Source organism: Nocardia sp. CA-136227, from assembly GCF_050955695.1.
In the GTDB taxonomy this organism is placed as follows: domain Bacteria; phylum Actinomycetota; class Actinomycetes; order Mycobacteriales; family Mycobacteriaceae; genus Nocardia.
The window spans coordinates 2925958-2938344 of record NZ_CP192081.1; the positions used below are offsets into that span (position 1 = coordinate 2925958).

At 69.6% G+C, this 12387-nt stretch carries 12 protein-coding genes and 1 pseudogene; 6 read left to right on the forward strand and 7 right to left on the reverse strand.

Translation table 11 applies throughout. From position 1 onward, the window contains the following. Positions 1-184 precede the first annotated feature (184 nt). Complete coding sequence (locus ACQP06_RS13315) at positions 185-766, forward strand: sigma-70 family RNA polymerase sigma factor (RefSeq protein ID WP_357283220.1); 582 nt, start codon at positions 185-187, stop codon at positions 764-766. Between the two features lie 80 nt (positions 767-846). Here ACQP06_RS13315 and ACQP06_RS13320 read toward each other — a convergent pair whose 3' ends face one another. Next, complete coding sequence (locus ACQP06_RS13320; protein ID WP_433672497.1) at positions 847-1557, reverse strand: potassium channel family protein; 711 nt, start codon at positions 1555-1557, stop codon at positions 847-849. A gap of 16 nt (positions 1558-1573) precedes the next feature. Then, on the reverse strand, positions 1574-2239 hold the full coding sequence (locus ACQP06_RS13325) for a potassium channel family protein (RefSeq protein WP_433672498.1): 666 nt from the start codon (positions 2237-2239) through the stop codon (positions 1574-1576). 232 nt (positions 2240-2471) lie between these two features. Between ACQP06_RS13325 and ACQP06_RS13330 the strand changes: the two genes are divergently transcribed. The 4 genes and pseudogenes from ACQP06_RS13330 to ACQP06_RS13345 all read left to right on the forward strand — a co-directional run bounded on the left by ACQP06_RS13330 (position 2472) and on the right by ACQP06_RS13345 (position 7077). Beyond that, entirely contained in the window at positions 2472-4460 is a 1989-nt protein-coding gene (locus ACQP06_RS13330) for an APC family permease (RefSeq protein ID WP_433672499.1), read from the forward strand. Beyond that, positions 4457-4831 (forward strand): annotated as a pseudogene (locus ACQP06_RS13335) (TRAM domain-containing protein); the annotation flags it as partial. The gene ACQP06_RS13330 and the pseudogene ACQP06_RS13335, both read left to right, overlap by 4 nt. A gap of 165 nt (positions 4832-4996) precedes the next feature. Continuing rightward, positions 4997-6139 carry a class I SAM-dependent RNA methyltransferase gene (locus tag ACQP06_RS13340; RefSeq protein WP_433673313.1) on the forward strand — a complete coding sequence of 381 codons (1143 nt, stop codon included), beginning with the start codon at positions 4997-4999 and terminating at the stop codon, positions 6137-6139. Positions 6140-6267: 128 nt separating this feature from the next. Beyond that, positions 6268-7077: a hypothetical protein gene (locus ACQP06_RS13345; RefSeq protein ID WP_433672500.1), complete on the forward strand. Its 810-nt coding sequence runs from the start codon at positions 6268-6270 to the stop codon at positions 7075-7077. 7 nt (positions 7078-7084) lie between these two features. On the opposite strand, the gene ACQP06_RS13350 is transcribed toward ACQP06_RS13345, so the two are convergent. Both ACQP06_RS13350 and ACQP06_RS13355 read right to left on the reverse strand, forming a co-directional pair. Next, the gene (locus ACQP06_RS13350) at positions 7085-7768 is read right to left on the reverse strand and encodes an SIMPL domain-containing protein (RefSeq protein WP_433672501.1); all 684 of its coding nucleotides are present in this window, start codon (positions 7766-7768) and stop codon (positions 7085-7087) included. Positions 7769-7856: 88 nt separating this feature from the next. Continuing rightward, positions 7857-8456 (reverse strand): winged helix-turn-helix transcriptional regulator, encoded by a 600-nt coding sequence (locus ACQP06_RS13355; protein WP_433672502.1) that lies wholly within the window; start codon positions 8454-8456, stop codon positions 7857-7859. Positions 8457-8477: 21 nt separating this feature from the next. Here ACQP06_RS13355 and ACQP06_RS13360 point away from each other — a divergent pair, with 21 nt between their 5' ends. Further along, the gene (locus tag ACQP06_RS13360; protein WP_433672503.1) at positions 8478-9761 is read left to right on the forward strand and encodes a pyridoxal phosphate-dependent aminotransferase; all 1284 of its coding nucleotides are present in this window, start codon (positions 8478-8480) and stop codon (positions 9759-9761) included. 42 nt (positions 9762-9803) lie between these two features. Here the strand turns inward: ACQP06_RS13360 and ACQP06_RS13365 are convergent, their stop codons facing one another. Genes ACQP06_RS13365 through ACQP06_RS13375 form a run of 3 tightly spaced genes read right to left on the reverse strand, consistent with a single transcriptional unit; the run spans position 9804 to position 12315 of the window. After that, positions 9804-10547: a glucose 1-dehydrogenase gene (locus ACQP06_RS13365; RefSeq protein ID WP_433672504.1), complete on the reverse strand. Its 744-nt coding sequence runs from the start codon at positions 10545-10547 to the stop codon at positions 9804-9806. Further along, positions 10544-11743: an NADH:flavin oxidoreductase gene (locus ACQP06_RS13370; RefSeq protein WP_433672505.1), complete on the reverse strand. Its 1200-nt coding sequence runs from the start codon at positions 11741-11743 to the stop codon at positions 10544-10546. Before ACQP06_RS13370 ends, ACQP06_RS13365 begins: the two co-directional genes overlap by 4 nt. After that, positions 11740-12315, reverse strand: a complete 576-nt coding sequence (locus ACQP06_RS13375; protein ID WP_433672506.1) for a TetR/AcrR family transcriptional regulator — start codon at positions 12313-12315, stop codon at positions 11740-11742. The genes ACQP06_RS13370 and ACQP06_RS13375 overlap by 4 nt, the downstream gene beginning before the upstream one ends. Positions 12316-12387: the final 72 nt, after the last annotated feature.

Here is a 12387-nt window from a genome sequence, read left to right on the forward strand (position 1 = left end):
GGCCCCCCGGCGAGCACGATCTTTCTCAGAAGCTCTCACAGGCTACGGAGAAAGGAACGCGGAGTTGAGTACCGACGGCAAGGCAGTGGCAGCGCAGGAACGGAGCGAGGGGCTCGGGACCGCGGTGCAGATTGCAGCCTCGCGCCGGCACCCGGCGGGGCGGGGAGGCAGCAAGACCGGCAGTGTGGCGACGTCGGAGTCCCGGCGCGCCGCAGCGGAATTGGAGAAGCTGATCGGCCCGGCCGCCGCCGGTGACCGCGCCGCCGTCTCCGAGATCCTCAAGATCGTCTACCCGCTGGTGCGCCGCTACTGCGCGGCTCGCATGAGCGGCGCTGGCCATCTGCACGTGACCGCGGACGATGTGGCGCAGGAGATCTGCCTGGCGACGGTGCAGGCCATCCCGCGCTACCGCGACCAGGGCAAGTCCTTCCTGGCCTTCGTCTACGGCATTTCGGCGAACAAGGTGGCCGACGCGTTCCGGCGGGCGCAGCTGCACCCGGCCTACCCGGTCGCCGAGTTCCCCGACGCCCCGAACACCGAGGCGGGCCCGGAGGAGCGGGCGCTGGCGATGGAGACCCGTCGCGCCACCCGCGACCTCATGCAGGTGCTGTCCTCGACCCACCGCGAGGTGCTGGTCATGCGGATCGTGCTGGGCTGGACCGCGGCCGAGACCGCCGAGGCCATCGGCACCAGCCCGGGCGTGGTGCGGGTCATGCAGCACCGCGCGCTGAACCGGCTGCGTGCCGAACTGCGGGAGGCGTCCTGAGGGTTCGGGGGATGAAGACGGCGAATGGGCCGGGCGCAGGGGGTGCGCCCGGCCCATCGCCGTATTCGGGGGTTTGCGGGTCAGGCGGTGGCTTCGGCCGAGCCGAGCCCGTTGGCGCGGAGCCCGTTGACTCCGTTGACGCCGAGCGTCTTGCGCAGTTCGTCCTCGGCCTCGACGGAGGTGACGAACAGCAGTTCGTCCTCGCCTTCCAGCGGATCGTCGGCCTGCGGGACGATGACGCGCCCGCCGCGCAGGATGGTGACCAGAGCGGCGTCGCGGGGCAGGGTGAGGGTGCGAACGGCCTTGCCTGCCAAGGGGGTATCGGTGGGCAGGGTGATCTCGACCAGGTTGGCCTGACCCTGGCGCAGTGTCATCAGTCGCACCAGGTCGCCGACCGAGACCGCCTCCTCGACGAGCGAGGCCAGCAGCCGCGGCGTGGACACCGCGACGTCGACGCCCCAGGAGGAGTCGAACAGCCACTCGTTGCGCGGGTCGTTGACCCGGGCCACCACCCGCTGCACCCCGAATTCGGTCTTGGCGAGCAGGCTGAACACCAGGTTCACCTTGTCGTCGCCGGTGGCGGCGATGACCACGTCGTAGGTCTCGAGTCCGGCTTCCTCGAGCGTCTCGAGCTCGCAGGCGTCGGCGTGGGTCCAGACGGCGGTGGGCGCGCTGGTGGGGTCGATGTGGTCGAGGCGGCGTTCCAGCAGCATGACCTGGTGCCCGCCGCGTAGGAGTTCCTGGGCGATGGAGCGGCCGACGGCTCCGGCCCCGGCGATGGCTACCTTCATCGGGCTTCCTTCACGATCAGTGCTCGGGTGCAGGGGGATTGGCGGCCAGCGCTACGGCCTCGCCGACATTGCCGGAGGTGGCGGCGATGTAGACCAGGTCGTCGGCCTGGAGCATGGATTTGCCCGTGGGCAGCACGCCCTGTCCGAAGCGGATGACGAAGGCGACGCGCGCCCCGATGGCCTCCTCCAGCGCGTTCACCGAACGCCCGTACCAGTTCTCGTGCAGGTCGAGTTCGGTGACGGCGACGGTGCCGGTGGGGTCGCGCCAGGTGGTGGTGGACTGGTCGGCGACCAGGTTGCGCAGGAACCGGTCGGTGGTCCAGGGCACGGTGGCGATGGTGGGGATGCCGAGGCGCTCGTAGACGGCGGCGCGTTTGGCGTCGTAGATGCGGGCGACCACGCGCTCCACGCCGAAGGTCTCGCGGGCAACGCGGGCGGAGATGATGTTGGAGTTGTCGCCGGAGGAGACGGCGGCGAAGGCGCCGGCGCGTTCGATTCCGGCCCGGGTCAGCACATCTCGATCGAAGCCGACGCCGGTGATGCAGAGGCCCGGGAAGTCGCGGCCCAGGCGCAGGAAGGCGCTCGAGTTCTGATCGATCACCGCGACCTCGTGGCCGATGCGGACGAGGGCGCGGGCGAGCGAGGATCCGACCCGCCCACATCCCATGATCACGACGTACACCGTACGAACCCCATTCCCGAAAACCGTGGTGTGCGGTCTGGTTGCTTGATCGAAATATCGGCCGGGTGGCAACCGTACCGCTCGAGTTTCACTGCGGGCACTTTCCCCCTCCGGAACATGTTCAAACCGGAACCGGAAAAACCTCACAGCGCCCGAGGTCACCCTACGGCCGCGGGCCGCCCGCGTCGCGCCGCGAACACGGTCCCCCGCGGACTGACCTATGCTGCCAGGAGTGTCGAAGTTGACGACGGCCGCCAAGCGCATGCTGGTGGGCCGCCCATTCCGCAGCGATTCTCTCGGTCATACGCTGCTGCCCAAGCGGATCGCGCTCCCGGTCTTCGCCTCGGACGCGCTGTCTTCGGTGGCATACGCGCCCGAGGAGATCTTCCTGGTGCTGTCGGTGGCCGGTCTGTCCGCCTACGTCTACGCACCGTGGATCGGTCTGGCGGTCGCGCTGGTGATGGCGGTCGTGGTGGCCAGCTACCGGCAGAACGTGCACGCCTATCCCTCCGGTGGCGGCGACTACGAGGTCGCCACCAAGAACCTGGGACCCACCGCGGGGTTGACGGTCGGCAGCGCGCTGCTGGTCGACTACGTGCTCACGGTGGCGGTGTCGATCTCGTCGGCGGCGTCCAATATCGGGTCGGCGGTGCCGTTCGTCTCGACGCACAAGGTCCTGTTCGCGGTGTCCGCGATTGTGATCCTCACCGCGATCAATCTGCGTGGTGTGCGCGAATCCGGCACGGCGTTCGCGATTCCCACCTATGCCTTCATGATCGGCATGTTCGTCATGCTGATCTGGGGTTTCGTCCGGATCTTCCTGGGTCAGACCGTGCACGCCGAGTCGTACGGGTTCGGGCTCAAAGCCGAGGACGAGCATCTGTTCGGCTTGGCGTTCGTCTTCCTCATCGCCCGCGCCTTCTCCTCCGGCTGTGCGGCGCTGACCGGTGTCGAGGCCATCTCCAACGGTGTGCCCGCCTTCCGCAAACCCAAGTCGCGCAATGCCGCGACCACCCTGCTGCTGCTGGGCTGCATCGCGGTCACGCTGTTCATGGGCATGATCGTGCTCACCCAGAAGGTCGGCATCGTCTACGCCCACAACACCTCGGACCTGATCGGCGCGCCCGCGGGTTACGAGCAGAAGACCCTGGTGGCGCAGCTGGCGGGGGCGGTGTTCTCGGGCTTCCCGGCCGGGTTCTACTTCATCACCATCGTCACCGCGCTGATCCTGGTGCTGGCGGCCAATACCGCCTTCAACGGGTTCCCGGTGCTGGGTTCGATTCTGGCGCAGGACCGTTTCCTGCCGCGTCAGCTGCACACCCGCGGTGACCGGCTGGCGTTCAGCAACGGCATCCTGTTCCTGGCGGGCGCGGCCATCGCGTTCGTGGTGCTGTTCGGCGCGGAGGTGACGCGCCTGATCCAGCTCTACATCGTCGGTGTGTTCGTGTCGTTCGTGCTGAGCCAGACCGGCATGCTGCGGCACTGGACCCGGCTGCTGCGCACCGAGACCGATCCCGCTCAGCGGATGCGGATGAAGCGGTCGCGGGTGATCAACGCCATCGGCCTGACCATGACCGCGACCGTGCTGATCATCGTGCTGGTCACCAAGTTCGTGGCGGGCGCGTGGATCGCGATCATCACCATGGCGGCGATCTTCGGCCTGATGAAACTCATTCGCCGCCATTACGACTCCGTGTCGCGGGAGCTGGACGAGGCCGATTGGGACGCGGTGCTGCCCAGCCGCACCCACTCCATCGTGCTGGTGTCCAAGCTGCACATGCCGACTCGCCGCGCGCTGGCCTACGCCCGCGCCACCCGGCCCGACACCATCGAGGCCATCACGGTGAACGTCGACGAACCCGATACCCGGGCGCTGGTGCGCGCGTGGGAGTCCAGCGATATCGCGGTGCCGCTCAAGGTGATCGAATCGCCGTACCGCGAGATCACCAAGCCCGTGATGGATTACGTGAAGCGCGTGCGCAAGACCTCACCGCGCGACGTGGTCACCGTGTTCATCCCCGAATACGTGGTCGGCCACTGGTGGGAGCAGCTGCTGCACAACCAGAGCGCGCTGCGCCTGAAGGGGCGTCTGCTGTTCGAGCCCGGCGTCATGGTGACCAGCGTCCCGTGGCAGCTGTCCTCCTCGGCGGGCCGGGCCCATCCCAGCCGCGTGGTCAACGCGCCCGGTTCGGTGCGTCGTGGTTTCGGGGACGAGTCGTGAGCGGACCCGATTGGTACGGCGAGGTCTTCGAGGTTCGTCTCGGCCCGCCCGGCCACGGCGGATTCTGTGTGGCCCGGCACGAGGGCCGCGTGCTGTTCGTCCGCCACGGACTGCCGGGCGAGCTGGTCCGGGCCCTGATCACCGAGGATCGCGGCGGCTCGTTCTGCCGTGCCGACGCCATCGACATCCTCGACCCGTCGCCCGACCGCGTGCCCGCCACCTGCCCGGTGTCGGGCCCCGGCGGCGCGGGCTGCTGCGACTTCACCTTCGCCACCCCGGAGGCCCAGCGCGCCCTCAAGCATCAGGTCGTCGCCGACCAGCTGCGTCGCCTCGCCGACTGGGAGCCCGACTTCGTCGTCGAACCCATCCCGGTGCCCCTGGGACTGCCGACCGGCGCGGTGGCGCAGGACTCCCGCACCGGGCTGATCGCCCGGCCGGGCAGTTCCGGACGCACCCGCGGCGTGACCACGAGTCTCGGTGCGACCCTGCTCGCGGGTTCGCGCCCCGAATCGCAGCCGACGGCGGGTGCCTCCGAGGTGCCCGAGCCTGCCGCGCCCGAGAAGTCTCATTCAGGACCGGTATCCGAGTCGCCCGCCGGGGGACGCCCGGACACGTCCGCGTCCACCGGTGTCGCGCCGGGCCGGATCGGGGGAGTGGCCACGCGTGTGGCGAGCGCCCTCATCGGCAGCCCGGCCGGTGAGCCCGGACGCGGCGGGCGGCTGGTCGGGCCGCCGTCGGCGGACGCGTATGCCGGTGGCTGGCGCAGCCGGGTGCGGCTGGTCGTGGACGCCGACGGCCGCGCCGGGGTGCACGGCTATCGGAGCACCGAGGTGATCACGGATCTGCGATGCCCGCAGCCGATGGCGGGCGCCATGGATGGCATCGCCGAACGGACATGGACGCCCGGGGCCGATCTCGTGGTGGCCGTCGACGGGGACGGGATGCGGCATCTGGTCGAGGTCGCGCCCGCCGGGGACGAACGCGGCGGCCAGCGGGAGCGGCGTGATCGGGGCGGTCGCGCCGAGGGTTCCGCGCGCGGCGGGGATCGGCGCAGTACCGCCGCGCGGCGGGCGGCGGCGCACAGCGCCCGGACCGAGCGGGTCGTGGATGGCACCGGGCGGGCGGTGCAGTATGTCGCCGAGCGCCGGTGGGAGCTGTCGGCGACCGGCTTCTGGCAGCCGCATTACGGTGCGGCGCAGTGCTATTCGGATGTGGTGGCCGAGTGGGCCGATGCCGCGCCGGGCGCGCTGGTGTGGGATCTGTACTGCGGTGTCGGCGTGTTCGCGGCGCGACTGGCCGGGCAGGTCGGCGTCACCGGGTTCGTGCACGGCGTGGAGTTCGCGCGCACCGCGGTCGCCGAAGGCCGGGCCGCGCTGCGGGACATGCCGTGGGTGGATCTGACCGCCGAACGGGTCGAGCGCTGGATTCACGAACAGTCCGGCGCCGCACCGGATGTCGTGGTCCTGGATCCGCCGCGCGCGGGCGCGGGCAAGGACGTGATCAACGCCCTGAGCGAGCATTCCCCGCGTCGCATCGTCCATATCGGCTGCGACCCGGCCTCTTTCGCCCGCGACGTGGGCCTCTACCGTTCCGCCGGGTACCACCCCGTGGCCTTGCGCGTCTTCGACGCCTTCCCCGGCACCCATCACGTCGAGTGCATCGCCGCCTTCGAACGCTGACCCCCGAGATCAGGGAGCTGTCACCGCGGGGATCCCTCCGGATCCCCGCGTCGGCCGCTCCCTGATCTTGTTGTGGCGCAGGTGGGTTGGCGGGTGGCGGATTCTGGGGCTGCGCCAAGATGTTGCCCATGAGTACGTTGTCGGACCCGACGGTGGCGTCGGTCCTGGAGCTGATCTACGGGGATCAGTCGAAGTTCCACTCGCTCGAGGCGCTGCTGCTGGGGGTGGATCTCAAGCGGCCGGAGTACGGGGTCCCGATGTGGGTGAACGCCGACAGCTACTGGGGGCGGCTGGTGAGTCCGGTGTACGGGGCGCGGGTCGCGGCGCAGGGCGGGAACGCGGAGGCGGATCGGGCGCTGCTGGATCTGGTCGAGGTGACGGTGTCGCGCTTCCTGCAGGGGGAGTCGTTGCAGCGCAAGAGTCTTCCGGCGTGGATGCCGGAGCTGCGCCGGGCGCTGCTGGCCGACGGGTATCGCATGAAGATCGACCGGGTGACGGGGGACGGCCCCGATGGAACCGTGCGCTGCCGCCTCAAACCCACCGGCGAGCTGCCGGTGCGCCTCGCCGACCGGGTCACCTTGTTGGAGACCGAGTTGGAGGTGCGCGGCCAGCAGACCGCCCTCGACCACTTGCGCGCCGCCGTCAAACACTATGGGCGCGGCCGTTTTCCGGCGTGTGAGAAGCGCCTGCGTTCGGCCCTGCTCCAGGTGACGGCCTACGCCACGGGCACCGGCGACCTCGACGGCACCCGCAATGTCCGCCACCTCGTCGACACCGGCCGGCTCACCATCACCGAGGGCACCCGCCTGCTGCACGACCTGCGCGGCCTGACCGGCGAGGACCCGTTCCCGCACCGAACCAGGGCCGACGCCACCAGATTCCGCGTTCAGCTGACCCTCGTCCACGCCACCGCGCTGCTGGCTCGAGTCCAGCACTGAATCGAAGCTAGGCGAGCTGCCAGGTGACGCGGATGCTGGTGGACATCTCGCTCTCACCGAGTTCCACCGGCATGGCCGGGGCCCCTCCGGCTTTCGCGGCGGCCGCGAAGGCGACGCGCGGGGCCGGGGTCGGGCCCGAGATGTTCTCGGTGATCTCGACGACCGGACCGAGTGTGCGGCCCGCCCGCGACACGTACTGTTCGGCCTTGCTGACCGCGTGCTCCCAGGCCTCGTCGCGAGCGCGGACCATCAGCGATTCCTCATCGGCCACGGTCAGCGTCAGCCCGCCCAGCCGCACATCGTCACCTCCGGCGGCGACGGCGTGGGCGATGATCGCGGCGGGCCCACCGTCCTGGCCGGACTTCGCTTCCCCGTCGGGCCCGGCGATATCGCGCAGAGTCACGGTCAGCGACGTCCCCGCCGAGTATCCGACCAGTTTCTCCCGATTGCCGTCGGTCCACACGGTGTCCGCCCGCACGGTCAGCCCGCTGGTGGAGATGTCGCGACCCTGCACCCCGTCCCCGCGCAGCGACTGGATCACCGCGTCGGCCCCTTCCCCGGCGCGCGCGTAGGCCGCGGCCACGGTGTCGGCGCGGGTGTCCACGGAAATGGCGACCCGCATGATGTCCGGTGTCGCACTGGCGCTCCCGGATCCGATCATCGTGATGGTGCCGACGTTGTCGCTGGTCACGCGGTCCTCCTCGGTCGATGCGGGCGCAACCCAGCCGATGCTACCGACGCCGGGTGACCCCTCGCCCGTGCCGCGCGGACGGCCCGCGTCAGGCGGCCGGATGTCCGCTGCCCGTGGCCTCGGCGAGGGTGTCGGCGAGTGAGCGTGCGCCCGTGGCGATCTCGCTCGCCGCGGCCAGATCGAGCCGCAGGTCCAGGTCGGGCGCGTCGGCCGGTCCGTCGTGGTGGGTCAGGCCGGTCTCGGTGATCACGTAGTGGAAGGCGGTGTCGCCGATACGGACCGTGACCGTGCCCGTGGGGACGAGTTCGGCGACGGACCGCCCGAGGGGGAACGCGAACCAGTGGGCGCGGACCGCGTCGGTGGCGCGCTGCTCCCCGAGCTGGGCGGTGCCCCAGGCCGAGAGGGTGTCGAGGACCGGCCGCAGCGCCGCACCGGAGTCGGTGAGTTCGTAGAGCGCGGTTCCCGCTCGCGGCCCGATGCGGCGTTTGGTGAGAATCCCGTCACGCTCGAGGTCCTTGAGCCGGGCGGCCAGCACGTCGGTGCTGATGCCGGGCAGGTCGGCGAACAGGTCGCTGTAGCGGCGCGGGCCCGAGCAGAGTTCCCGGACCACCAGTAGATTCCACCGGTCGCCGACGATGTCGAGGGCGCGGCTCACGGTGCAGTAGTGGTCGTAGCTTCGGCGTGGCACGATCCCACTGTAACCAACAACTTGGAAATACCAAGTGCAAACTTGGAAATTCCAAGTAGAGTGTGCGGCAACCACACCGAGAAGAGGTCGTTCATGCAGGTGAAGCAGTCGAGCAAGCTGTCGGGCGTGTCCTACGAGATCCGTGGACCGGTCGCCGAGCATGCCGCACGGCTGGAAGCCGAGGGGCATCACGTCGTGAAGCTCAATACCGGTAACCCACTGCCCTTCGGCTTCGAAGCACCCGCCGAACTGCTCCAGGACATGGTCCGCAACCTGCCGCAGTCCAGCGGCTACTCCTCGTCCAAGGGCCTGCTCTCGGCACGCCGCGCGGTGGTGCAGTACTACCAGACCCTGGGTCTGAGCGAGATCGACGTCGAGCAGGTCTTCCTCGGCAACGGCGTCTCCGAACTGATCATGATGGCCATGACCGCGCTGCTGGAGAACGGCGACGAAGTCCTGGTTCCCGCACCGGATTTCCCGCTCTGGACCGCCGCCACCGCGCTCAACGGCGGCCGTCCCGTGCACTACATCTGTGACGAGCAGGCCGACTGGATGCCGGATCTGGCCGATATCGAGTCCAAGATCACCGACCGCACCCGCGCCCTGGTCATCATCAACCCGAACAACCCCACCGGCGCCGTGTACTCGCCCGAGGTGGTGCGCCAGATGCTGGAGCTGGCGCGCCGTCACAACCTGGTGGTGTTCTCCGACGAGATCTACGACAAGATCCTCTACGACGATCTCGAGCACACCGCCACCGCCGCCCTGGCCCCGGATGTGCTGTGCCTGACCTTCTCCGGACTCTCGAAGTCCTACCGCGCCGCCGGTTTCCGCGGCGGCTGGCTGGTCGTCTCCGGCCCGGTCGAGCACGCCGAGAACTACCTCGAGGGCCTGACCATGCTGGCCGGTCTGCGGCTGTGCGCGAATGTGCCCGCGCAGCAGGCGATCCAGGCCGCCCTCGGCGGACACCAGAGCATCTACGACCTGACCCTGCCCGGCGGCCGGCTGCGCGAGCAGCGCGACCGGGCGTGGGAGGCGCTCAACGCGATCCCGGGCATCTCGTGCGTGAAGCCCAAGGGCGCGCTGTACGCCTTCCCGCGCATCGATCTCGACATGTACAAGATCCACGACGACGAGCAGTTCGTGCTGGATCTGCTGCTACGCGAGAAGATCCACATCGTGCAGGGCACCGGCTTCAATTGGCCGCGCCCCGACCACTTCCGGATCGTGACGCTGCCGCACGCCGATGAGCTCGAAGCGATCATCGAGCGCATCGGCCGCTTCCTGACGACCTACCAGCAGTAGCGATGCGCCGAGTGGCACATCCAGCATGTGCCACTCGGTGGATCAGACCGGCCGGCCGGCCGTCATGCCGCCGTCGACGACGAATTCGGCGGCATTGCAGTAGCTGGATTCCTGGCTGGCCAGGAAGACGACCACGTCGGTGACTTCCTGGGGCGTGCCGAGCCGGGCCAGGGGATTGGCCGCGCGATCGGCGGTGGTGCCCTCGGGCACCCCGATCATCGGGGTCAGGATCCCGCCCGGGTGCACGGAGTTCACCCGAACCCCGTGCGGGGCAAGCTCGATCGCCGCGGACTTGGTCAGCCCGCGCACCCCGAACTTGGAGGCGGTGTAGGCGTGCGCGCCCGGCACGCCCTGGATTCCGGCGGCGGAGGAGATGTTCACCACCGACGCGGGCCGCGCCGCCACCAGGGCGTCCCGGGCGGCGGTCAGGCCCAGGAACGGTCCCGTCAGATTGATGGAAAGCGCACGCTGCCACTGTTCTTCGGTGTATTCGCCGAGCGGTCCGAAGTCGAGGATGCCGGCGTTGTTGACCAGCACGTTCAGCTTGCCGAATCGTTCGACGGCCGCGTCCACCGCGACCCGCCAGTCCGCGGCGCTGGTCACGTCGAGATGGACGAACGCCGCCGCGTCACCGAGTTCGGCGGCCAGCTTCATCCCCGCCTCGTCGGAGATGTCGCCGATGAGCACCGAGGCGCCCTCGGCCACGAACGCGCGCGCGTGCGACGCGCCCATTCCCGATGCGCCGCCACTGATCAGGGCTACCCGCCCCTCGAGCCGTCCGCTCATGCTCGCTGCCTTCCGTCGAAATCGATGATGGTCCGCTCCGGCCGGAACACGCAGCGGGTGGAGGTGTAGATGGTGGGCATGCACTTGTTGCAGTGCACGCAGGCCGACTGGGTGCCCGCCTCGGATTGGATGCGCCGCAACAGGTCCGGTTCGCGCAGCAGCGCCCGGCCCATGGCGACGAACTCGAAGCCCTCGGCGCGGGCCAGGTTCATGGTGTCCAGATTGGTGATGCCGCCCAGCAGGATCAGCGGCAGGGACAGTTCCCGGCGGAACTGGCGGGCCCGCTCCAGCAGGTACGCCTCCTGATACGGGTACTCCTTGAGGAAGGCGCGCCCGACCACCTTGAAACCGAGCCGCGCCGGACCGGGCAGGACCTCGGCGAATTCCTTGCGCGGCGCGTCGCCGTGGAACAGCAGCATCGGGTTGAGCAGTGAGCTGCCCGCGGTCAGTTCGAGCGCGTCGAGCGCGCCGTCGGCTTCGAGCCAGGCGGCCACCTGCACGCTCTCGGGGATAGTGAGCCCGCCGCGGCGGCCGTCCTCCATATTGAGTTTGGCGGTCACCGCGAGCCGGTCGCCGACGGCTTCGCGGACGGCGCAGGCGATTTCGCGGGCCAGCCGGGCCCGATTGACCAGCGGCCCGCCCCAGCGGTCGCCGCGCCGGTTGAGCAGCGGGCTAAGGAACGAGCTGACCAGGTAGTTGTGGCCGAAATGGATTTCGACGGCGTCGAATCCGGCTTGCTCGGCCAGCAGCGCGGCCTGCGCGTGGGCTGTGATGAGTTCGCGGATCTCGGCGTCGCCGGGCACCTTCATGGCTTTCATGCTCAGCGGGCTGAACAGCGGGCTCGGCGCGAGCGCGGGCACCCGGTTGGAGGCGGCGTTGGCGACCGGTCCGGCGTGCCCGATCTGGGCGCTGGCGGCCGCGCCCTCGGCGTGCACGGCGTCGGTCAATTCCCGTAGTCCGGCAACGGCTTCGGGCCGCATCCAGATCTGGTGCCGGTCGGTGCGCCCGCCCGGCGCGACCGCGCAGTAGGCGACCGTGGTCATGCCGACCCCGCCCGCGGCGACTTCGCGATGGAAGTCGATGAGTTCGGGGGTGACCAGCGCCTCGGGGGTGCGGCCCTCGAAGGTGGCGGCCTTGATCACCCTGTTGCGCAAGGTGATCGGGCCGAGTTTCGCCGGTGCGAAGATGTCGTTCATGGTTGTTCTCCCGATGCGGTGAGTCCGGCCACCACGAAGGTGCGCAGGGCCGTGAGCGCCGATTCCGGCATGCCGTGATCCTCGATCTCGGGTGCGCCGAATCGCATGATGATCAGGTCGAAGGCCAGCATCCAGCGCTGCGCGGCCTGGCCCCGGGACAGTTCCGGCAACAGCGGCGCCCAGGAATCCATCTGGAACCACGGCCCACGCCAAGTGGTCAGATGTCGTCCGAGGACGAAGCGGGCCAGCAGCCGTAAGTGCAAGCGCCCCAGCGGATCTTCGGCCAGGCTGACGAACGGCGCGAGGATGGCGTCCACCACCGCGGGCACCGAATCGCGTCCGCCCCGCGCCCCGGACAGGCCCTCGGCCCACAGCGGCCCGAGCCGATCCTCGATGAGCGCGCCGACCAGCGCCTCCTTGGATCCGAAGTGGTAGTGCACGGCCGCCGGATTGGCCCCGGCCGCCGCGCACACCGCCCGCACCGAGACCTCGTCGTACGGCTCGGTCAGCAGCAGTTGCTCCGCCGCGGCGATCAGCCGTTCCCGCGTTCCCGCGGACACCTTCTCGACCATGCCAAGCAGTGAAACACGGTTCAATCAGTATTTCAATCATTGATTGAAATACTGATGGAAAGGATTCCGGTG